The 19,917-nt window shown below is 61.5% G+C and carries 23 protein-coding genes and 1 pseudogene; 20 read left to right on the forward strand and 4 right to left on the reverse strand.

Going from position 1 to position 19,917, the window contains the following annotated elements; genetic code table 11:
- Nucleotides 1-115 precede the first annotated feature (115 nt).
- The 10 genes from IF199_RS08155 to IF199_RS08200 all read left to right on the forward strand — a co-directional run bounded on the left by IF199_RS08155 (nt 116) and on the right by IF199_RS08200 (nt 9,192).
- Complete coding sequence (locus tag IF199_RS08155; protein ID WP_003183998.1) at nt 116-487, forward strand: chemotaxis response regulator CheY; 372 nt, start codon at nt 116-118, stop codon at nt 485-487.
- A gap of 17 nt (nt 488-504) precedes the next feature.
- The gene (locus IF199_RS08160; RefSeq protein WP_096822164.1) at nt 505-1,293 is read left to right on the forward strand and encodes a protein phosphatase CheZ; all 789 of its coding nucleotides are present in this window, start codon (nt 505-507) and stop codon (nt 1,291-1,293) included.
- Between the two features lie 39 nt (nt 1,294-1,332).
- Nucleotides 1,333-3,603, forward strand: a complete 2,271-nt coding sequence (locus tag IF199_RS08165; protein WP_192560099.1) for a chemotaxis protein CheA — start codon at nt 1,333-1,335, stop codon at nt 3,601-3,603.
- Nucleotides 3,604-3,652: 49 nt separating this feature from the next.
- On the forward strand, nt 3,653-4,783 hold the full coding sequence (locus IF199_RS08170; protein WP_192560100.1) for a protein-glutamate methylesterase/protein-glutamine glutaminase: 1,131 nt from the start codon (nt 3,653-3,655) through the stop codon (nt 4,781-4,783).
- Nucleotides 4,783-5,523, forward strand: coding sequence for a flagellar motor protein (locus IF199_RS08175; RefSeq protein ID WP_096822161.1), 741 nt, complete (start codon nt 4,783-4,785; stop codon nt 5,521-5,523). Before IF199_RS08170 ends, IF199_RS08175 begins: the two co-directional genes overlap by 1 nt.
- 12 nt (nt 5,524-5,535) lie before the next feature.
- Nucleotides 5,536-6,426 (forward strand): flagellar motor protein MotD, encoded by an 891-nt coding sequence (gene motD / locus IF199_RS08180; RefSeq protein WP_096822160.1) that lies wholly within the window; start codon nt 5,536-5,538, stop codon nt 6,424-6,426.
- Between the two features lie 43 nt (nt 6,427-6,469).
- Nucleotides 6,470-7,258, forward strand: coding sequence for a ParA family protein (locus IF199_RS08185; protein ID WP_085710493.1), 789 nt, complete (start codon nt 6,470-6,472; stop codon nt 7,256-7,258).
- A gap of 2 nt (nt 7,259-7,260) precedes the next feature.
- Nucleotides 7,261-8,226, forward strand: coding sequence for a CheW domain-containing protein (locus IF199_RS08190; protein WP_192560101.1), 966 nt, complete (start codon nt 7,261-7,263; stop codon nt 8,224-8,226).
- An 84-nt stretch (nt 8,227-8,310) separates the two neighbouring features.
- Nucleotides 8,311-8,796, forward strand: a complete 486-nt coding sequence (locus IF199_RS08195) for a chemotaxis protein CheW (protein WP_007959223.1) — start codon at nt 8,311-8,313, stop codon at nt 8,794-8,796.
- Nucleotides 8,797-9,192 (forward strand): DUF2802 domain-containing protein, encoded by a 396-nt coding sequence (locus tag IF199_RS08200; RefSeq protein WP_102620347.1) that lies wholly within the window; start codon nt 8,797-8,799, stop codon nt 9,190-9,192.
- Between the two features lie 64 nt (nt 9,193-9,256).
- Here IF199_RS08200 and IF199_RS08205 read toward each other — a convergent pair whose 3' ends face one another.
- A complete protein-coding gene (locus IF199_RS08205; protein WP_192560102.1) occupies nt 9,257-9,586 on the reverse strand; it encodes an EscU/YscU/HrcU family type III secretion system export apparatus switch protein in 330 nt (109 codons plus the stop codon).
- Nucleotides 9,583-11,160: a flagellar hook-length control protein FliK gene (fliK, locus tag IF199_RS08210; RefSeq protein ID WP_192560103.1), complete on the reverse strand. Its 1,578-nt coding sequence runs from the start codon at nt 11,158-11,160 to the stop codon at nt 9,583-9,585. The genes IF199_RS08205 and fliK overlap by 4 nt, the downstream gene beginning before the upstream one ends.
- Before the next feature lie 197 nt (nt 11,161-11,357).
- On the opposite strand from fliK, the gene ccmA reads away from it, so the two are divergent.
- The 10 genes from ccmA (at nt 11,358) to IF199_RS08260 (ending at nt 18,737) form a co-directional block, all read left to right on the forward strand.
- Nucleotides 11,358-11,993 (forward strand): cytochrome c biogenesis heme-transporting ATPase CcmA, encoded by a 636-nt coding sequence (ccmA, locus tag IF199_RS08215; protein ID WP_096822154.1) that lies wholly within the window; start codon nt 11,358-11,360, stop codon nt 11,991-11,993.
- Nucleotides 11,990-12,658, forward strand: coding sequence for a heme exporter protein CcmB (gene ccmB, locus IF199_RS08220; protein WP_096822153.1), 669 nt, complete (start codon nt 11,990-11,992; stop codon nt 12,656-12,658). Before ccmA ends, ccmB begins: the two co-directional genes overlap by 4 nt.
- Before the next feature lie 78 nt (nt 12,659-12,736).
- Nucleotides 12,737-13,492 (forward strand): heme ABC transporter permease, encoded by a 756-nt coding sequence (locus tag IF199_RS08225; RefSeq protein ID WP_096822152.1) that lies wholly within the window; start codon nt 12,737-12,739, stop codon nt 13,490-13,492.
- Entirely contained in the window at nt 13,489-13,665 is a 177-nt protein-coding gene (ccmD, locus tag IF199_RS08230; protein WP_192560104.1) for a heme exporter protein CcmD, read from the forward strand. The genes IF199_RS08225 and ccmD overlap by 4 nt, the downstream gene beginning before the upstream one ends.
- Nucleotides 13,662-14,117: a cytochrome c maturation protein CcmE gene (gene ccmE / locus IF199_RS08235; RefSeq protein WP_096822151.1), complete on the forward strand. Its 456-nt coding sequence runs from the start codon at nt 13,662-13,664 to the stop codon at nt 14,115-14,117. Before ccmD ends, ccmE begins: the two co-directional genes overlap by 4 nt.
- 3 nt (nt 14,118-14,120) lie before the next feature.
- Nucleotides 14,121-16,109, forward strand: a complete 1,989-nt coding sequence (locus IF199_RS08240; protein WP_102620350.1) for a heme lyase CcmF/NrfE family subunit — start codon at nt 14,121-14,123, stop codon at nt 16,107-16,109.
- Nucleotides 16,106-16,642 (forward strand): DsbE family thiol:disulfide interchange protein, encoded by a 537-nt coding sequence (locus IF199_RS08245; protein WP_007959246.1) that lies wholly within the window; start codon nt 16,106-16,108, stop codon nt 16,640-16,642. Before IF199_RS08240 ends, IF199_RS08245 begins: the two co-directional genes overlap by 4 nt.
- Nucleotides 16,639-17,112 (forward strand): cytochrome c-type biogenesis protein, encoded by a 474-nt coding sequence (locus tag IF199_RS08250; RefSeq protein ID WP_192560105.1) that lies wholly within the window; start codon nt 16,639-16,641, stop codon nt 17,110-17,112. The genes IF199_RS08245 and IF199_RS08250 overlap by 4 nt, the downstream gene beginning before the upstream one ends.
- Nucleotides 17,105-18,304 (forward strand): c-type cytochrome biogenesis protein CcmI, encoded by a 1,200-nt coding sequence (gene ccmI / locus IF199_RS08255; protein ID WP_102620351.1) that lies wholly within the window; start codon nt 17,105-17,107, stop codon nt 18,302-18,304. The genes IF199_RS08250 and ccmI overlap by 8 nt, the downstream gene beginning before the upstream one ends.
- A 25-nt stretch (nt 18,305-18,329) precedes the next feature.
- Entirely contained in the window at nt 18,330-18,737 is a 408-nt protein-coding gene (locus IF199_RS08260) for a hypothetical protein (RefSeq protein WP_192560106.1), read from the forward strand.
- Nucleotides 18,738-18,789: 52 nt separating this feature from the next.
- Here the strand turns inward: IF199_RS08260 and IF199_RS08265 are convergent.
- A pseudogene (locus IF199_RS08265) lies at nt 18,790-19,389 on the reverse strand (PIN domain-containing protein).
- Entirely contained in the window at nt 19,386-19,868 is a 483-nt protein-coding gene (locus IF199_RS08270; protein WP_192560916.1) for a helix-turn-helix domain-containing protein, read from the reverse strand. The pseudogene IF199_RS08265 and the gene IF199_RS08270 overlap by 4 nt, the downstream one beginning before the upstream one ends.
- Nucleotides 19,869-19,917 lie beyond the last annotated feature (49 nt).

Consider the following 19,917-nt stretch of genomic DNA (forward strand, 5'->3'; position numbering starts at 1 on the left):
GTCTTGCTCTGTTGTGCTCCAGACAGTCATCGAGTGCTTTGCCGGATTGATTGAAATGGCGCGTCCAGGTGCTGGGCGCGTTTAAGACTGCTTGGAGGTCGAATTGAACAAAGACATGAAAATCCTCATCGTTGATGACTTCTCAACGATGCGGCGGATCATCAAGAACCTGTTGCGTGACCTTGGGTTCACCAACACCGTTGAAGCCGACGATGGCACCACTGCCATTCCGGTGCTCAACAGCGGCAGCATCGACTTTCTGGTGACCGACTGGAACATGCCTGGCATGACCGGTATCGACCTGCTGCGTCACGTGCGCGCCGATGAAAAACTCAAGCACCTGCCAGTGCTGATGGTGACTGCTGAAGCCAAGCGCGAGCAGATCATCGAAGCGGCCCAGGCCGGCGTTAACGGCTACGTGGTCAAACCTTTCACGGCTCAGGCGCTGAAAGAAAAAATCGAGAAGATTTTCGAACGCATCGGCTGATGACGCGCGGGGGAGCTATGGAGCATAACGAATCTTCACAGGGCGACTTCGAGTCGACTCTGAAAAAACACGCGGTCGAACTGGTCGAAAGCCTTGAAAAAGGCAGGTTCGGCGACGCTGTGCAACTGATCCATGAGCTCAATCAGACCCGTGACCGTGGCCTGTACCAGGAAGTGGGCAAGCTCACGCGCGAACTGCACAGTGCAATCGTCAACTTCCAGATCGACCCGCATATGCCGCAGGCCGAGGAAGTGTCGCAGATCACTGATGCGACCGAGCGTCTGGGCTATGTGGTCAAGCTGACCGAAGCGGCAGCCAACCGCACCATGGACCTGGTGGAAAGCGCCACGCCGGTGGTCAATGGCCTGGCTGACGAAGCCCAGGCATTGAGTGCCGACTGGGGACGTTTCATGCGCCGTGAAGTCGGGGCTGAAGAGTTCCGCGAGCTGGCGCGTCGGGTCGACGGTTTTCTGGCACGCAGCAGCGCGGACAACCGCGCGGTGTCGAGCAACCTCAACGACATTCTGCTGGCCCAGGATTACCAGGACCTCACAGGTCAGGTGATCAAGCGCGTGACCCAGTTGGTCACCGAAGTCGAAAGCAATCTGCTCAAACTCGTGCTCATGGCCAGTCAGGTGGACCGCTTTGCGGGCATCGAACATGACCGTGCGGCAATGCTCGCTGAAAAAGATCCACAAAAACATCTCTCGCAGGGTGAAGGTCCGCAGATTCATGCCGATAAACGAGAAGACGTTGTGTCCGGTCAGGACGATGTGGACGATTTGCTATCCAGCCTTGGATTTTGAGTTTTTTTGGGTTTTTAGACCTGTAGGAGCACCCCATTAATGAGCTTCGGCGCCGATGAAGAGATCCTTCAGGATTTCCTGGTTGAGGCCGGCGAGATTCTTGAGCAACTGTCCGAACAACTGGTCGAGCTGGAAAGCCGTCCGGATGACGCAGATCTGCTCAACGCAATTTTTCGCGGTTTCCACACTGTAAAAGGGGGCGCCGGCTTCCTTCAGCTCAATGAGCTGGTGGAGTGCTGTCACATCGCCGAAAACGTGTTCGACATCCTGCGCAAGGGTGAACGTCGCGTAGATGCAGAACTGATGGACGTGGTGCTCGAAGCGCTGGACGCGGTGAACAGCATGTTCAGCGAAGTCCGCGATCGCAGCCCGATTACTGCCGCAACCCCGGAACTGCTGGCCGCCCTGGCGCGTCTGGCTGAACCGCAATCGGCGGATGAAGCCCCGGCTTCGCCTGTTGCCGAGATGATCGAAGAACTGGTCGTCGAAGGCGATTCGGGCGATATCACCGATAACGAATTTGAACAGTTGCTGGACTCGCTGAACGCCGTCAAGGCCGAAGCCGAAGCCCCGGCGGCTGCCGCTGCGCCTGCTTCCGATGAAGCGGCCAGCGATGAAATCACCGACGCCGAATTCGAGTCGCTGCTCGACCAGTTGCACGGCAAGGGCCAGTTCGCGGCCGACGCCGTGGCACCGACAGCCGCTGCACCTTCTGCTCCGGCGGTGGGCGACAGCTCGGACATCACCGACGACGAATTCGAAGCCTTGCTCGATCAGTTGCACGGCAAGGGCAACTTTGCCGTCGATGCGCTGGAATCGGCGATTGCGTCGGTGCCTGCATCGGCTGCTCCGGCAGCGGCTGCGGCCGGTAGCGATCTGATCAGCGATCACGAGTTCGAATCGCTGCTCGACGATCTGCATGGCAAAGGCAAGTTCACTGACGTCGCCACCGGTGCCGTCGTGACGGCCGGCAATGCTTCTGCTGTTGCAGCGCCTGCCGCCAAGGCCCCGGCCGCTGCGGCAAAACCTGCTGCAAAAGCGCCTGAGCCTAAAGCCGAACCGGCCAAGCCAGCCGCCGCTGCTGCACCGGCTCCGGCCCGTGCGCCGGCGACTCCGCCACCGGAAAAACCGGCGAGCGAAGCCGAAACCACCGTTCGTGTGGACACCGCACGTCTCGACGAAATCATGAACATGGTCGGCGAGCTGGTACTGGTGCGTAACCGTCTGGTGCGCCTGGGCCTGAACAGCGGCGACGAATCGATGCAGAAGGCCGTGTCGAACCTCGACGTGGTTACCGCCGACTTGCAGACTGCGGTAATGAAGACCCGGATGCAGCCGATCAAGAAAGTCTTCGGCCGCTTCCCGCGTCTGGTTCGCGATCTGGCGCGTCAGCTCAAGAAAGAGATCAACCTGGAACTGGTGGGCGAAGAGACCGACCTCGACAAGAACCTCGTCGAGGCACTGGCCGACCCGCTGGTCCACTTGGTGCGCAACGCGGTCGACCACGGCATCGAGTCGCCGGAAGAGCGCGAAGCCTCGGGCAAGGCCCGTGGCGGCAAGGTGATCCTGGCGGCCGAGCAGGAAGGCGACCATATCCTGCTGTCGATCTCTGACGACGGCAAAGGCATGGACCCGAACGTCCTGCGCGCCATCGCCGTGAAACGCGGTGTGATGGACAAGGATGCCGCCGATCGCCTGAGCGACACCGAGTGCTACAACCTGATTTTCGCCCCGGGTTTCTCGACCAAGACCGAGATCTCCGACGTGTCCGGCCGTGGTGTCGGCATGGACGTGGTGAAGACCAAGATTTCCCAGCTCAACGGTTCGATCAACATCTACTCGACCAAGGGCGCCGGCTCGAAAATCGTCATCAAGGTGCCGCTGACGCTCGCGATCATGCCGACCCTGATGGTGATGCTCGGCAACCAGGCGTTCGCGTTCCCGCTGGTGAACGTCAACGAAATCTTCCACCTCGACCTGTCGACCACCAACGTGGTGGACGGCCAGGAAGTGGTGATCGTGCGGGACAAGGCGCTGCCATTGTTCTACCTCAAGCGCTGGCTGGTCAGCTCCGCGGCTCACGAAGAGCAGCGTGAAGGCCATGTGGTGATCCTTTCGGTGGGCACTCAGCGGATCGGCTTCGTCGTCGATCAACTGGTCGGCCAGGAAGAAGTAGTCATCAAGCCATTGGGCAAAATGCTGCAGGGAACCCCGGGCATGTCCGGCGCCACCATTACCGGTGACGGCCGCATTGCGCTGATTCTCGATGTTCCAAGCATGCTCAAGCGTTACGCCGCACGGCGTATTTGAATCCGGGGCAGCGGGGCGACAACGTCCCGCTGCACCTAATGGAGTGTTTATGGCAGTCAAAGTCCTGGTGGTGGACGATTCGGGTTTTTTCCGCCGCCGCGTCTCGGAAATTCTTTCAGCGGATCCGAGCATCCAGGTTGTCGGTACGGCAACCAACGGTAAAGAGGCGATCGATCAGGCCCTGGCCCTCAAGCCGGACGTGATCACCATGGACTACGAGATGCCGATGATGGATGGCATCACGGCCGTGCGGCACATCATGCAGCGCTGCCCGACCCCGGTGTTGATGTTCTCCTCGCTGACCCATGAAGGCGCCCGGGTAACCCTGGATGCGCTGGATGCCGGCGCGGTGGATTTCCTGCCGAAGAATTTTGAAGACATCTCCCGCAATCCGGAGAAGGTCAAGCAACTGCTGTGCGAGAAGGTGCACAGCATCTCGCGCAGTAACCGTCGTTTCAGTGCCTACAGTGCGCCGGCGCCTGCCGCTGCGCCTGCGCCGACTCCGGCAGCGGCGCCGTCGAGCTTTGGCAGCCACAGTGCTCCGGCTCGTCCGGCACCTGCGCCTGCACCGGCTCGCGCTCCGGCGGCCAGCACTTCGTCGGCAGCGCCGAAACGCAAAGCCTACAAACTGGTGGCTATCGGCACGTCGACTGGCGGACCGGTTGCCCTGCAACGGGTTCTGACCCAGTTGCCGGCCAACTTCCCGGCGCCGATCGTGCTGATCCAGCACATGCCGGCAGCCTTCACCAAGGCGTTCGCCGAGCGTCTGGACAAGCTCTGCCGCATCAGCGTCAAGGAAGCCGAGGATGGCGACATCCTGCGTCCGGGCCTGGCGCTGCTGGCACCCGGTGGCAAGCAGATGATGATCGACGGCCGTGGCGCGGTGAAAATCCTGCCGGGCGACGAGCGTCTGAACTACAAGCCTTGCGTGGACATCACTTTCGGTTCCGCGGCGAAGTCCTACAACGACAAAGTTCTGGCGGTCGTGTTGACCGGCATGGGCGCCGACGGCCGCGAAGGCGCACGTCTGCTCAAGCAGGGCGGCAGCACGGTCTGGGCTCAGGATGAAGCCAGTTGCGTGATCTACGGCATGCCGATGGCGATCGTCAAAGCTGACCTCGCGGATGCGGTGTACGGCCTGGACGATATCGGCAAGCACATCGTCGAGGCGTGTATCTGATGGATGTTCTAAGCCTTATCGGGATCATCATGGCGTTTGTCGCCATCATCGGCGGCAACTACCTTGAAGGCGGCCACCTCGGTGCGCTGGCCAACGGCCCGGCAGCGCTGATCGTGCTGGGCGGCACCATCGGTGCCGCGCTGCTGCAATCTCCGATGAGCGCGTTCAAGCGCGCCATGCAGATCCTCGCCTGGATCTTTTTCCCGCCGCGTGTGGATCTGGCCGGCGGCATCGACCGCGTGGTCAACTGGAGCCTCACCGCCCGCAAGGAAGGCCTGCTGGGTCTGGAAGGCGTGGCGGATGCCGAGCCTGATGCCTACTCGCGCAAAGGCCTGCAACTGCTGGTCGACGGCGCCGAGCCGGAAGCGATCCGCAGCATCCTCGAAGTGGATTTCTACACCCAGGAAGCCCGCGACATCGAGGCCGCCAAGGTCTTTGAAAGCATGGGCGGCTACGCGCCGACCATCGGTATCATCGGTGCGGTGATGGGCCTGATCCACGTGATGGGCAACCTGGCCGATCCGACGCAACTGGGCAGCGGCATCGCCGTGGCGTTCGTTGCCACCATCTACGGTGTGGCCAGTGCCAACCTGATCCTGCTGCCGGTGGCAGCCAAATTGAAGTCAATCGCGTTGCGGCAGTCGCGTTATCGCGAAATGTTGTTGGAAGGCATTTTGTCGATCGCCGAAGGTGAAAACCCACGCTCCATCGAGTTGAAGCTTCAGGGCTTCATGGATTAAGGGACTAACCTCATGGCACGTCGTCGCCAACATGAAGAGCATGTAAACCATGAACGCTGGCTGGTTTCCTATGCCGACTTCATCACCTTGCTGTTCGCTTTTTTCGTGGTGATGTACTCCATCTCGTCGATCAACGAAGGCAAGTACAAGGTCATCTCCGAAGCGCTGATCGGGGTCTTCACCGACTCCGACCGCTCGCTCAAGCCGATCCCGATCGGCGACGAGCGACCGAAGACCGTGACCCCGGCCAAGCCGCTGGTCAAGGACGCTGAGCAGGTCGATGCCGGCATTGCCGGTGCCAGCGATCCGCTGAAAAGCATCGCCGACGATATCAGCGCGGCGTTCGGCGACCTGATCTCCTCGAACCAGATGACCGTGCGCGGCAACGAGCTGTGGGTCGAGATCGAACTCAACTCCAGCCTGTTGTTCGGCAGCGGTGATGCGATGCCGAGCGACATCGCGTTCAACATCATCGACAAGGTTGCAGCGATCCTCAAACCGTTCGACAACCCGATCCACGTCGAAGGCTTCACCGACGATCAACCGATCCGCACCGCGCAGTACCCGACCAACTGGGAACTGTCCTCGGCGCGTTCGGCGAGCATCGTGCGGATGCTGGCGATGCAGGGCGTCAACCCTGGCCGTCTGGCCTCGGTGGGCTATGGCGAATTCCAGCCGGTGGCCAACAACGCCACGGCCGAAGGCCGGGCGAAGAACCGTCGCGTGGTGCTGGTGGTGTCGCGCAATCTCGATGTTCGTCGCAGCCTCACAGGCACCGGAACCGCGAATGCGCAACCGGATGCCGCGTTGAAGCGTGCTGGCACACAAACTGCACCGACCCCGGTCAAGACGCCGGGACGCGAGAGTGCCGTCAATTCTCCGTCGCCCGCATTAATACGCTGAGCCATGTCTCGGCCGAGCATCTCGGCCGGGAGGAACAATCCGAATGAGAGTCTGGGCAGTCGCCAATCAAAAGGGTGGTGTTGGTAAAACCACTTCTTCCATCGCTTTAGCCGGTTTGCTGGCAGAGGCGGGCAAACGCGTGGTCGTGGTCGATCTCGACCCGCACGGCTCGATGACCAGCTATTTCGGTTACGACCCCGACAGCCTGGAACACAGCAACTACGACCTGTTCCTGCACAAGGGCAGTGTTCCGCAAGGCCTGCCGGGCCAGTTGCTGCTGTCGACCAGCGATGAACGCATTTCCCTGCTGCCGTCGAGCACCGCGCTGGCCACCCTCGAGCGTCAGTCGCCGGGGCAGAGTGGCCTCGGCCTGGTGATCGCCAAGAGTCTGGCGCAGCTGTGGCAGGACTTCGATTACGCAATCATCGACAGCCCGCCGTTGCTCGGCGTGCTGATGGTCAACGCCCTGGCCGCGAGCCAGCAACTGGTGATCCCGGTGCAGACCGAACACCTGGCCGTCAAAGGCCTGGAGCGCATGGTCAACACCCTGGCGATGATCAACCGCTCGCGCAAACAGGCGCTGCCGTTCAGCATCGTGCCGACTCTGTTCGACCGCCGCACCCAGGCGTCGATGGGCACCTTGCGCGTGCTGCGCGACAAATTCCCCGAGGAGATCTGGCAGGGTTATATCCCGGTCGATACGCGTCTGCGCGACGCCAGCCGTGCCGGTGTCACGCCTTCGCAATTCGACGGCAAGAGCCGTGGCGTGCTGGCCTACCGCGCGCTGCTCAAGCATCTGCTGGCGCAACAACTCGTTCCGCAGGTGGCCTGAGCATGAATCGGCCGATCAAACTGACTTCGCGTCCGCAACTGGCTTTGCAGTCCTATCTGGACAGCTTGCTGGAGGATGTGACGGAAGAGATCCCGCAGGAAATCGAAGCACCGGTCGAGGTGGTTGAAAGCACCGCCGAGCTCGATGAGTTCCAGGCCGCGGTGCTTGAAGAACAGGCCCGCGATGCGCAGAAAGCCGCCAGGCCTGCTGCCCCGGTTGCAGCGCCTGCCGCTGTAGTGGCCAAGGCTCCCGCACCGCTGATCAAGGAACCCGAGCCGGTGCGTGTGGTGTCGACCCTCGCGCCGCTGCTGCAAACCCAGCTTCTGCAAGCGCAACCCGAGCCTGTTCCGGTCGAGGTGCCAGCGCCGGTGCCAGTCGCTGCGCCGGTCGAGCAGGTTGTCGAGCCAGCATTGGTTGCGCCGCTGGTGGAAGTGCATCTGCCACCGAGCAATACGCCGCCACCGGTAGAAACCGACGGTCGTCCGGCCTGGGCTTCGGAAGCGTTCGAATGCCTGTTGTTCGACGTGGCCGGGTTGACCCTGGCGGTGCCGCTGGTGTGCCTCGGCTCGATCTATTCGCTGGCCGGCCATGAGCTGACGCCGCTGTTCGGTCAGCCGGAGTGGTTCCTCGGCATCCTGCCAAGCCAGGCGGGGAACCTGAAGGTGCTGGACACCGCACGCTGGGTCATGCCGGATCGCTATCGCGATGACTTCCGTCAGGGCCTGCAATACGTGATTTCGGTACAAGGTTACGAGTGGGGGCTGGCGGTGCATCAGGTCAGTCGCTCGTTGCGTCTGGATCCGCATGAAATCAAATGGAGGACTCACCGAGGTCAGCGGCCATGGCTCGCGGGCACGGTGATTGAACACATGTGCGCCTTGCTCGATGTCTCCGCACTGGCCGAGTTGATCGCCAGCGGTGGGGCAAAGCACATGTCCGGCAGTAAGCCGAACCACAAACCGACATAACGCTTACATAACAGACAGACGCCGGCATGCATTGCCGGCACACGAGACACACACCGCCATTGCGGTATTTCGAGGGGCTAGGGTATGAACGACAAGGCGACGGCGGCAAAGGGTTCCGAAGATCCGATCCTGCAATGGGTAACCTTCAAGCTGGACAATGAAACCTACGGCATCAACGTGATGCGCGTTCAGGAAGTCCTGCGCTACACCGAAATCGCTCCGGTTCCGGGTGCACCCAGCTACGTGCTGGGCATCATCAACCTGCGTGGCAACGTGGTGACCGTGATCGACACCCGTCAGCGCTTCGGCCTGATGAGCGGCGAGATCAGCGACAACACCCGTATCGTCATCATCGAAGCCGACAAGCAGGTTGTGGGCATCATGGTCGACAGCGTCGCTGAAGTGGTTTACCTGCGTCAGTCGGAAATCGAGACCGCACCGAACGTCGGTAACGAAGAGTCGGCCAAGTTCATCCAGGGCGTGTGCAACAAGAACAACGAGTTGCTGATCCTGGTCGAGCTGGACAAGATGATGAGCGAAGAAGAATGGTCGGAACTGGAGAATATCTGATTGATTCTCGAGGTAGCGGTCATTGTCCTGTTCCTGTTCTGGGCAGGCACGCTGGCGATGTTTCTGGCGTACATCAAGGCGCAGCGCGTGATCGCTGCGCAACAGGCCCAGGGCGATGCGCTGCGTGATCAGCGCATCAAGGACCTGGCCAAGCGTGTCGACGATTACCAGAACGGCAACGTGCGCATGGGCGAAGCCCTGCACGAACTGCGCGCGGTCGTCGGTCCGATCCCGGACAAGCTCGCCCAGCTCGAACAGCGCGATCCTTCCAGCCTGTCGTTCGCCCAGGCGGCGAAACTGGTGGGGATGGGCGCGAGCGTCGATGAGCTGACGCAGTCCTGCGGGTTGACCCAGGCTGAGGCGGAGTTGATGCGCAAGTTGCACAGAAGCAGCTAAGCGCTTCAAGCGGCAAGCCAGAACGAAAAATCGCAGTCATCGATGACTGCGATTTTTTTTGCCTTCAGTAATCGTCGCCGCGCTCGGTGATGTCCTTCTCGACCATCGGTGCATTCGGGTCCTGTCCAGCCGGGAACTTGCCCTTGAGGTTCCAGGCAAACGCGATGATCTCGGCAATCGTCAGGTACAGCTCCTGCGGAATGCTGTCGCCCAGTTCCATGCGCGCCAGCAACTTCACCAGCTCGGCGTTCTCGTAGATCGGCACTTCATAGTCGCGGGCGATCCGCAGGATTTCTTCGGCCAGCTCTTCGTCGCCCTTGGCGGTGAGGGTCGGGGCGTGGCTGCCGTCGTATTTGAGGGCGATGGCCTGGCGTGGAGCAGTGGAATCGTTCATGCGGTTTCGTCGACCCAGCGGTGTTCGAGACGGGTTTGGTTGCCTTGCGGCGGGGTGCCGAGGTGGCAGTCGAGATCGCCGACGTTGAGCCCCGAATCCAGCAGACGCTGGCGCAGGGCGCTCAGGTTGTTTTCGATCAGGCTCGCGGTAAAGGGACGTTCGGCCCAGAGCTGACTCGACAGGCTGCCACTGATCAGTTGCGCCTGAATCTGCATCGGCCCCAGCGGTTCCATGTCGAAGGCCAGATCAACGCGCCACAGCTGCTGTTTGGTTTCGCGCTCACTGTCTCGGCGGTCATTCTTCTGTTCTTCCTGCGGGGCTTCTTCGCGCTGGAACTTGACCTGCAACGGCACGATGTCCTGCATATTGCGCATCGGGATTTCCAGCTGCCAGGTGCTGAGCAGTCGACCGTCGTCGGTCACGCCGGTCTGCTCCAGGCTCGACAGCTGATGGCTTTGCAGGCGCGAGACAGCGGCGGCCGCCAGGCGCAGCAGATGTTCCAGATCACCTTCACCTTCCAGGCTTTGCAACAGCCGGTCCGGCAGCGGGAAGCTGCTAGGCAGCGGTTTGGCGCTGACCTGACCGAGCATGCCGAGGGCATTGCGCACGAAGCTCGGCATCGCCTGGGCCAGTGTGTTGGCGGCGATGATGGCGTTCAGGTTGGTATTGCCGGGCAGGCCGGGGGTGAGTTGCGCGATCAGCTTGAGCAGATCGGCTTTCATGTCCGGGGTCAGCGTCGGGTTTTGCCCGGTCAACAGTTTGGCTTCAAGAAACGCGCCACTGTTGAGCAGTGCCTGGGCCAGGCCTTTGGGCGTGGTCAGTTGCTCGACGTCCGGCAGATTGGCCAGCAGCCGGTCCACGGCGGCGCGCAGATCACTGGAGGTCTGATCGTCGGCGGGCGGCAGGCTCTGGAGCATTTTCAGCAAACCGTCCAGCGAACCCTGGCGGCTCTGCTGGCTGACCAGTTGCTGACTGACCGCCAATTGTTCCTGGCGATTGCTCAGCGGCAGGAACTTGAGGGTCTGTGAATCCTGTACCAGCGCCGACAGCAGTGTGCCGATGCGCAACGGTTGCGGGCTGTCGAGGCTCAGGGTGCTGCCGCTCAACACCGTGTTGAGCAGGCTGACCGTCGAGCGGAACACCGTCGGCTGCCCCGGCACTTGCGGCAAGGCCTGATTCGTCAGCACTTTGCCTTGCAGCAACGTACCGACCGGCAATTGCGCGGTGTCGATGCGGGTGAGGGTGGCGACAGCCGTGGCGATGGCCTGTTGCACGGTGACCGCGAGATTGCCCGCCGACGGCTGGGTAACGGCCAGGTTGGTGCCTTGCGGCAGCGGCAGGGGGCTGGTCGCCTGCACGGTGGTCTGACGGCCGCTGTCGAGGGTGACCTTGAGCAGCACCTGAAAGGCCTGGTCCGCAGGCTTGAGCGACAACACCTCGGCCTTGGCGCTCTGGCCGGCGGCAATCAGCCCGTCCATCGGCGTCAACAGCTTGAGCAGCTCGCCGCTGACCTGCAAACGTGAGTTCGCCGGAGTGGGTTGCGGGAGCGGGAGGATGTTCATTTCGCCTGTCATACGCGGACACAACCTGAGGAAAATGCGCTCGGGAGAGGGGGAGACGCCATGTATAATGCCGCCCGTCTTTCCGTTCGTTCAAAAAACATAGCAATTGTTTGACGCAGCTCTCTGGATTGAGCCGTCATTGCATTTATGCTGCAACTCTTTAACGGCCGCCCCAGAGCCGACTTGAACCGTATAAGGCCCGTGAACCCTTGACCAGTCCTGTCCTGCAAACCGTTGGCCTCGCGTGTGAGCGCGATCTCAGGCTGCTCTTCGAAAATCTCGAATTGAGACTGGCCAGTGGCGATATGGTGCAGATCAGCGGTCCCAACGGCAGCGGCAAGACCAGTCTCTTGCGTTTGCTGTCCGGCCTGATGCAACCGACCGACGGTCAGGTGCTGCTCAACGGCAAACCGCTGAGCGAGCAACGCAGCGAACTGGCGCGCAACCTGCTGTGGATCGGCCATGCCGCCGGCATCAAGGACCTGCTCACCCCGGAAGAAAACCTCGCCTGGCTCTGCGCCCTGCATCAACCTGCCGAACGCGACGCGATCTGGCAGGCACTGGCGGCGGTTGGATTGCGCGGTTTCGAAGATGTTCCCTGCCATAGCCTGTCCGCCGGTCAGCAGCGCCGCGTGGCGTTGGCGCGCCTTTACCTCGACAGCCCGCCGTTGTGGATTCTCGATGAACCGTTCACCGCGCTGGACAAGCAGGGCGTGGCGCAACTCGAAGAACACCTGGCCAATCACTGCGAGCAGGGCGGTCTGGTGGTGTTGACCACCCACCACACGCTGAGCCGGATGCCGGCCGGTTATCGCGACATCGATCTGGGGAATTGGGCGGTATGAGTGTGTTCGGCCTGCTGGTTGCCCGTGAATCCCGACTGCTGTTCCGCCGCCCGGCGGAGCTGGCCAATCCGCTGATTTTCTTCGCCATCGTCATCGCGTTGTTCCCGCTGGCCGTCGGACCGGAAACTCAAGTATTGCAAAACTTGTCCCCGGGGTTAGTCTGGGTGGCGGCTCTCTTGTCGGTCCTGCTCTCGCTGGACGGGCTTTTTCGCAGTGATTTCGAAGACGGATCCCTTGAACAGTGGGTCCTTTCGCCGCACCCCCTGCCACTTCTGGTATTGGCCAAGGTGCTGGCACACTGGCTTTTTTCCGGGCTGGCACTGGTTTTGCTCTCGCCGTTACTGGCGTTGATGCTCGGGTTGCCGGCTGCGTGTCTGCCGGTATTGCTGCTTTCGTTGTTGCTGGGTACACCGGTGCTGAGCTTGCTCGGCGCGGTGGGCGCGGCGCTGACGGTCGGTCTGAAACGCGGTGGCCTGTTACTGGCGCTGCTGATTCTGCCGTTGTACATCCCGGTGTTGATCCTCGGCAGTGGCGCCTTGCAGGCGGCACTGCAAGGCATGCCGGCGATGGGTTATCTGTTGTGGCTTGGCAGCCTGACCGCCCTGGCGATAACCCTGACACCCTTTGCAATAGCTGCTGGCCTGAAGATCAGCGTCGGCGAATAATGAGGTCTGGTTAAAATTTAACCAGCAAAGACCCTGAGACTGCTCACACCGATGAGCGGCACCCGTGATGGAAACAGTATGAACTGGACCTGGTTTCACAAGCTCGGCTCGCCCAAGTGGTTCTATGGCATCAGCAGCAGGCTGTTGCCGTGGTTGAGCATTGCCGCGTTGTTGCTGATCACCGTTGGCGTCGTCTGGGGCCTGGCCTTCGCGCCGCCGGACTATCAGCAAGGCAACAGCTTTCGCATCATCTACATCCACGTACCCGCTGCGATGCTCGCTCAGTCGATCTACGTGATGCTGGCGGTGTGCGGTGTGGTCGGGCTGGTGTGGAAGATGAAACTGGCCGACGTCGCCCTGCAATGCGCCGCACCGATCGGCGCGTGGATGACCGCCGTGGCGCTGGTCACCGGGGCGATCTGGGGCAAACCGACCTGGGGTTCGTGGTGGGTCTGGGACGCGCGGCTGACCTCGATGCTGATTCTGCTGTTCCTGTATTTCGGCGTGATCGCCCTGGGCAACGCCATCAGCAATCGCGACAGCGCCGCCAAGGCCTGCGCGGTGCTGGCCATCGTCGGCGTGATCAACATCCCGATCATCAAATACTCGGTGGAGTGGTGGAACACCCTGCACCAGGGCGCGACTTTCACCCTCACCGAAAAACCGGCGATGCCCGCCGAAATGTGGCTGCCGTTGCTGCTGACGGTGCTGGGTTTCTACTGTTTCTTCGGCGCCGTGCTGTTGCTGCGCATGCGCCTTGAAGTGCTCAAGCGCGAGGCCCGCGCCAGTTGGGTGAAAGAAGAAGTGCAGAACAGCCTGGAGGCCGCTCGATGAGTTTCGCGTCATTCGGCGACTTCCTCGCCATGGGCCATCACGGCCTGTATGTCTGGTCGGCCTACGGCATCTGCCTGGCGGTGCTGGCCCTCAACGTGGCGGCGCCGGTCCTGGCCCGCAAGCGGTATCTGCAACAAGAGGCGCGTCGTCTGCGCCGGGAGAACGGCAAGTGAATCCGCTGCGCAAAAAGCGTCTTATCATCATTCTGGCGATTCTGGTCGGGGTCGGCGCTGCCGTCGGCCTGGCCCTGAGCGCCCTGCAGCAGAACATCAATCTGTTTTACACCCCGACCCAGATCGCCAACGGCGAAGCGCCGCAGGACACCCGCATCCGCGCCGGCGGCATGGTCGAGAAAGGTTCGCTGCAACGCTCCTCGGACTCCCTGGACGTCAAATTCGTGGTCACTGACTTCAACAAGTCCGTGACCATCACCTATCGTGGAATCCTGCCGGACCTGTTCCGCGAAGGGCAGGGCATCGTCGCACTAGGCAAGCTCAACGCCGACGGCGTCGTGGTCGCCGATGAAGTGCTGGCCAAGCACGACGAGAAATACATGCCGCCTGAAGTGACCAAAGCACTGAAGGACAGCGGTCAATCCGCGCCAACCCCTGCGAAGGAGGGTTGATCGATGACATCCAGCATTTTCATTCCTGAGTTGGGCCATCTGGCCATGATCCTGGCGCTGTGTTTCGCGCTGGTGCAGGCCGTGGTGCCGTTGCTCGGTGCCTGGCGCGGCGACCGTCTGTGGATGGGCCTCGCCCAGCCAGCCGCGTGGGGGCAGTTCGCGTTTCTGTTGTTCGCCTTCGGCGTCCTGACCTACGCGTTCATGACCGACGATTTCTCCGTGGCTTACGTCGCGATGAACTCCAACAGTGCGCTGCCGTGGTACTACAAGTTCAGCGCGGTGTGGGGCGCCCACGAAGGTTCGTTGCTGCTGTGGGCCTTGATCCTCGGGGGCTGGACCTTCGCGGTGTCGGTGTTCTCCCGGCAGTTGCCGCAAGTCATGCTTGCTCGCGTGCTGGCGGTGATGGGCATGATCAGCACCGGTTTCCTGTTGTTCCTGATCCTCACCTCCAACCCGTTTTCGCGAATCCTGCCGCAGATCCCGGCCGACGGTCGTGACCTCAATCCGTTGCTGCAGGATATCGGCCTGATCGTTCACCCGCCGATGCTGTACATGGGCTATGTCGGTTTCTCGGTGGCGTTTGCGTTCGCCATCGCCGCACTGCTCGGCGGTCGTCTCGATGCGGCGTGGGCGCGCTGGTCGCGTCCGTGGACGATTGTCGCCTGGGCCTTTCTCGGCATCGGCATCACCCTCGGTTCGTGGTGGGCTTACTACGAACTCGGCTGGGGCGGCTGGTGGTTCTGGGACCCGGTGGAAAACGCCTCCTTCATGCCTTGGCTGGTGGGCACGGCGCTGATTCACTCGCTGGCGGTCACGGAAAAACGTGGCGTGTTCAAGAGTTGGACAGTACTGCTGGCGATTGCCGCCTTCTCCCTGAGCCTGCTCGGGACGTTCCTTGTGCGTTCCGGCGTACTGACCTCGGTGCACGCGTTTGCCTCCGATCCGGAGCGCGGCGTGTTCATCCTGATCTTCCTGTTGTTCGTGGTCGGTGGTTCGCTGACGCTGTTTGCCTTGCGCGCCCCGGTGGTCAAGAGCCAGGTCGGTTTCAACCTGTGGTCGCGGGAAACCCTGCTGCTGGGCAACAACCTGGTGCTGGTGGTGGCCGCGTCGATGATCCTGTTGGGCACGCTGTACCCGCTGATTCTCGATGCCATCAGCGGCGCCAAGTTGTCGGTTGGCCCGCCGTATTTCAACGCGCTGTTCATTCCGTTGATGGCCTTGCTGATGGTGGTGATGGCGGTCGGTGTGATCGTGCGCTGGAAAGACACGCCGGTTAAATGGCTGGTCAGCATGCTCACTCCGGTGCTGCTGGGCAGCGTGGCGCTGGCCGTGGTGGCCGGCGTTGCCTATGGCGATTTCAACTGGGCGGTGCTGGCGACGTTCCTGCTCGCGGCCTGGGTGTTGCTGGCCGGCGTGCGCGACATCTTCGACAAGACCCGCCACAAAGGCCTGATCAAAGGTCTGCCAACTCTGACCCGCAGCTACTGGGGCATGCAACTCGCTCACCTCGGGATCGCCGTCTGCGCCCTGGGCGTGGTGTTGTCGAGCCAGAACAGTGCCGAACGCGACCTGCGTCTGGCGCCGGGCGAGTCGATGGAACTGGCCGGTTATCAGTTCGTGTTCGAAGGCGCCAAACATTTTGAAGGCCCGAACTTCACCTCCGACAAAGGCACTATCCGGGTGATCCGCGATGGCCGGGAAATCAGCGTGCTGCACCCGGAAAAGCGCCTGTACACCGTGCAGAGTTCGATGATGACCGAAGCCGGGATCGACGCCGGTTTCACCCGCGACCTCTACGTCGCACTGGGTGAACCGCTGGGCGATGGCGCCTGGGCAGTGCGGGTACACGTCAAACCGTTTGTGCGCTGGATCTGGTTCGGCGGCCTGCTGACCGGTTTCGGTGGTTTGCTCGCAGCGCTGGATCGGCGCTACCGGGTCAAGGTCAAAGCCAAGGTGCGTGAAGCGCTGGGCATGGAAGGAGCCGCTGCATGAGACGTTGGTTGATGCTGGTGCCATTGGCGATTTTCCTGCTGGTGGCCGTATTCCTTTATCGCGGTCTGTACCTGGATCCGGCGGAGCTGCCGTCGGCGATGATCAACAAACCGTTCCCGGAGTTTTCCCTGCCGGCGGTGCAGGGCGACAAGACCCTGACCAAAGCTGACATTCTCGGCAAACCGGCGCTGGTCAACGTCTGGGGCACCTGGTGCATTTCCTGCCGGGTCGAGCACCCGGTGCTGAACAAACTCGCCGAGCGCGGCGTGGTGATCTACGGCATCAACTACAAGGACACCAACGCCGATGCGTTGAAGTGGCTGGCCGAATTCCACAATCCGTATCAACTGGACATCCGCGACGACGAAGGCTCCCTGGGCCTGAACCTCGGTGTCTACGGCGCACCGGAAACCTTCTTCATCGACGCCAAGGGCATCATCCGCGACAAGTACGTCGGGGTGATCGACGAGCAGGTCTGGCGGGAAAAACTGGCGGCCAAGTATCAGGCGCTGGTTGACGAGGCCAAGCCATGAAGCGCTTTTTAGCCGCCATGGTGTTGGGCTTGAGCCTGGCCGGTGTGGCTCACGCCGCCATCGACACCTACGAGTTCGCCAAAGAAGGCGATCGCGAGCGTTTCCGTGAGTTGACCAAGGAACTGCGTTGCCCCAAATGCCAGAACCAGGACATCGCCGATTCCAACGCGCCGATTGCCGCCGACCTGCGCAAAGAGATTTTCCGCATGCTCGGCGAGGGCAAGGACAATCAGCAGATCATCGACTTCATGGTCGACCGCTACGGTGATTTCGTACGCTACAAACCGGCGCTCAATGCCAAGACCGCGCTGCTGTGGTTTGGCCCGGCCGGATTGTTGCTCGGCGGTTTTGTCGTCATCGCCGTGATCGTCCGCCGCCGTCGCGGGCAACGTGCCGAGACTCCGCAATCGCTGTCCCCTGAAGAGCGTCAGCGCCTCGACCAACTGTTGGATAAAACCAAGAATGATTGATTTCTGGCTTGCCGCAGGGCTGTTGCTTCTGGTCGCCCTGAGTTTTCTGCTGATCCCCGTTCTGCGTGAACGTCGCGCTCAGCGTGAAGAGGATCGGACTGCCCTGAACGTCGCGCTGTATCAGGAACGTGTCGCCGAGCTGCAATCGCAGCAGGCCGAGGGCGTTCTCGATGCCGCGCAAATGGACAGCGGCCGTGCCGAAGCGGCGCGGGAACTGCTGGCCGACACAGAGGGCGTGGCGCCGGCGCGGGTTTCGCGTCTGGGCAAACCATTGCCGCTGCTGGCGGCCGTGCTGGTGCCGGTGTTGGGCCTGGGCCTCTATATGCATTTTGGTGCCGCCGACAAAGTCGAACTGACCCGGGAATTCGCCCAGGCGCCGCAGTCGATGGAAGAGATGACCCAGCGTCTGGAACGCGCCGTGGCCGCGCAACCGGATTCCGCCGAAGGCCTGTACTTCCTCGGTCGTACCTACATGGCTCAGGATCGTCCGGCAGACGCGGCGAAGATGTTCGAACGCGCCGCCAACCTGGCCGGTCGTCAACCGGAACTGCTCGGCCAGTGGGCGCAGGCGCAGTACTTCGCCGATGGCAAGAAGTGGTCGGACAAGATTCAGGCCTTGACCGACGAAGCACTGAAGGCTGATCCGAAAGAAGTCACCAGCCTCGGCCTATTGGGCATCGCCGCGTTCGAAGGCGAGCGCTATCAGCAAGCCATCGATTACTGGAACCGTCTGCTGGCGCAACTGCCGCCGGAAGACAAATCCCGTGAGCCTCTGCAAGGCGGCATCGCCCGCGCCACTGAAAAACTTGAGGCCAGCGGCGGTAAGGTCGCCCAGGCTCCGGTCGCGAAAACCGCGCTGCTCAAGGTCAGCGTCGATCTGGCCGCCGAGCTCAAGGGCAAGGTGCAACCGGGTGACAGCGTGTTCATCTTCGCCCGTGCAGTGTCTGGCCCTCCAGCACCGTTGGCCGCCAAGCGACTGACCGTCGCCGACCTGCCGGTGACTGTCGAACTGGGCGATGCCGACGCAATGATGCCGCAATTGAAACTGTCGAACTTCCCCGAAGTCCAACTGGTTGCGCGCATCTCCCGAGCCGGTCAACCGACCGCCGGTGAGTGGGTCGGCCGCAGCGGGCCTCTGGCCAGCAGCACCACCGCGCCACAAAAACTGACCATCGACAGCCCGGACAAATAGCCGGAACCAACAGGAAAGCACCGCCATGAACGCCATCGCCCGAATCACAGTCCTCACACTGGCCCTGGGCTTGAGCGCATGTGCGGTGCAACGACCGGAGCCGACCACAAGGCTGCCGCCGATTCCGCCATCACAACCCGGCCCGACCCCGTCGACCACCCCGACGCCGGGCAAACCGGGCATCCCGGCCAAACCCGCGAAACCGGCCCCACGCACCTCCGCCAGCTTCGCCCCGCCACCGGGCGGCAATAGCCACTGGGATCAGAAGCTGGGCGTCTATGTTCTCGACGATCAGACCAACACCTTCTACCGCCAGCGCACCTACTACCGCTGGAACAACGGCTGGAGCCGCTCGATCAGCCCGAACGGACCGTGGGAGGACACCAACATCCACGGCGTACCGGCGGGGCTGGGCAAGCAGTTCGGGGAATAATGAAAAACGGCGATCTTTGGATCGCCGTTTTGCTGTGTGGGGTAATGAACTTTCAAAGAATCACGTGATAGCCGCTGAGTGCCTGGACCGACTTAACCAGGCCTTGTCGTTGCAGTAGATCAAGAAAGGTTTCGACGTCCATGGCAGGCATTTTCAGCTGCCGACGCTGCTTTTGGGCCGCAGCAACCACAGCTGCAGGATCAAGCCCAAAGAGGTTATCGACGAACTCGTCCGGATGTTGCGCTTCGATGCCGAAAGGCTCCAGCGTTTTGCATGGAAAGTCTTTCTGGTTGAAGGTCACTATCACACTATCACACTATCACACTATCACACTTGCGCCGCAGCGGATGGCCGCTGCCAGAACATGACGATCATCGCAGTCGGGCAAGGTGAGGCCGGTAATCAGGTCCTCATAGTCATGGACACAGGCGTCGGGTATCGCTTGATCCATCAGGCCGGACGTACGATCCAGCTGTTCCATCGTCAGGTCAGGGCGGTTCTTCAGCAGATTGCGTTTCTATTCGCAGTGAATCTCCTGGGTCCATCGCGCCCGAAATCGTCCTGAGAGCGCAAGCCACATCAGAAAATCTCTCAAGGGGGCGGGGTACAAGACACATGCATCGTATACAGCAGTGAAAGAGGAATGCCTCACTCGTATCCTGTCCTTAACGCCTGAGCTTGCTCTGCGAGAAGCGCCATTGCCTGCTCGCTGGCGGTGGTGCGCCGGTTCTTATAGTCCATCAGATCGGCAAAGCGCACACGTCGGTGCTTGCCTGTTTTGTGGTAGGACAACTCGCCGCTTTCCAGCAGTTTTATGAGGTGTGGACGTGAGACGTTGAGCAGGTCGGCGGCTTCCTGGGTCGTCAATTCGGCATGCACCGGAACGACCTGGACCGCGTTGCCGGCTGCCAGCTCCGCCAGAATGTCGATCAGCAGGCGCAGGGCCGAGGTGGGAAGTTCGACGCGATGAGCTTCGTTCCGCTCGTCGAAAATCTGGATGTGCTGAGTCTCGAAATGGGTCGCGAGGTAAGCAGCCAGAGCGCGCTGCCCTTCAATGGCGGCTTTTACTTCGCGTTCTACAGGGAGGCTGATCGAGGGGACATGGCGAGTCCGGCTTTGGGAATGAGGAATGCCGGAACGTTATTCGAAATAAGCGAAAATCGCAATAAACGAAACGAGT

This window comes from Pseudomonas allokribbensis (genome assembly GCF_014863605.1).
Lineage (GTDB): Bacteria > Pseudomonadota > Gammaproteobacteria > Pseudomonadales > Pseudomonadaceae > Aquipseudomonas > Aquipseudomonas allokribbensis.

What these genes read in the sequence shown, in the direction of transcription:
- IF199_RS08165 (WP_192560099.1), top strand. Translation starts at nt 1,333, where the DNA reads ATGAGCTTCGGCGCCGATGAAGAGATCCTTCAGGATTTCCTGGTTGAG.
- IF199_RS08240 (WP_102620350.1), top strand. Translation starts at nt 14,121, where the DNA reads ATGACATCCAGCATTTTCATTCCTGAGTTGGGCCATCTGGCCATGATC.
- IF199_RS08175 (WP_096822161.1), top strand. Translation starts at nt 4,783, where the DNA reads ATGGATGTTCTAAGCCTTATCGGGATCATCATGGCGTTTGTCGCCATC.
- ccmI (WP_102620351.1), top strand. Translation starts at nt 17,105, where the DNA reads ATGATTGATTTCTGGCTTGCCGCAGGGCTGTTGCTTCTGGTCGCCCTG.
- IF199_RS08245 (WP_007959246.1), top strand. Translation starts at nt 16,106, where the DNA reads ATGAGACGTTGGTTGATGCTGGTGCCATTGGCGATTTTCCTGCTGGTG.
- IF199_RS08190 (WP_192560101.1), top strand. Translation starts at nt 7,261, where the DNA reads ATGAATCGGCCGATCAAACTGACTTCGCGTCCGCAACTGGCTTTGCAG.
- ccmB (WP_096822153.1), top strand. Translation starts at nt 11,990, where the DNA reads ATGAGTGTGTTCGGCCTGCTGGTTGCCCGTGAATCCCGACTGCTGTTC.
- IF199_RS08160 (WP_096822164.1), top strand. Translation starts at nt 505, where the DNA reads ATGGAGCATAACGAATCTTCACAGGGCGACTTCGAGTCGACTCTGAAA.
- IF199_RS08225 (WP_096822152.1), top strand. Translation starts at nt 12,737, where the DNA reads ATGAACTGGACCTGGTTTCACAAGCTCGGCTCGCCCAAGTGGTTCTAT.
- IF199_RS08170 (WP_192560100.1), top strand. Translation starts at nt 3,653, where the DNA reads ATGGCAGTCAAAGTCCTGGTGGTGGACGATTCGGGTTTTTTCCGCCGC.
- IF199_RS08260 (WP_192560106.1), top strand. Translation starts at nt 18,330, where the DNA reads ATGAACGCCATCGCCCGAATCACAGTCCTCACACTGGCCCTGGGCTTG.
- IF199_RS08205 (WP_192560102.1), bottom strand. Translation starts at nt 9,586, where the DNA reads ATGAACGATTCCACTGCTCCACGCCAGGCCATCGCCCTCAAATACGAC.
- fliK (WP_192560103.1), bottom strand. Translation starts at nt 11,160, where the DNA reads ATGACAGGCGAAATGAACATCCTCCCGCTCCCGCAACCCACTCCGGCG.
- IF199_RS08250 (WP_192560105.1), top strand. Translation starts at nt 16,639, where the DNA reads ATGAAGCGCTTTTTAGCCGCCATGGTGTTGGGCTTGAGCCTGGCCGGT.
- IF199_RS08185 (WP_085710493.1), top strand. Translation starts at nt 6,470, where the DNA reads ATGAGAGTCTGGGCAGTCGCCAATCAAAAGGGTGGTGTTGGTAAAACC.
- IF199_RS08155 (WP_003183998.1), top strand. Translation starts at nt 116, where the DNA reads ATGAAAATCCTCATCGTTGATGACTTCTCAACGATGCGGCGGATCATC.
- motD (WP_096822160.1), top strand. Translation starts at nt 5,536, where the DNA reads ATGGCACGTCGTCGCCAACATGAAGAGCATGTAAACCATGAACGCTGG.
- IF199_RS08195 (WP_007959223.1), top strand. Translation starts at nt 8,311, where the DNA reads ATGAACGACAAGGCGACGGCGGCAAAGGGTTCCGAAGATCCGATCCTG.
- ccmD (WP_192560104.1), top strand. Translation starts at nt 13,489, where the DNA reads ATGAGTTTCGCGTCATTCGGCGACTTCCTCGCCATGGGCCATCACGGC.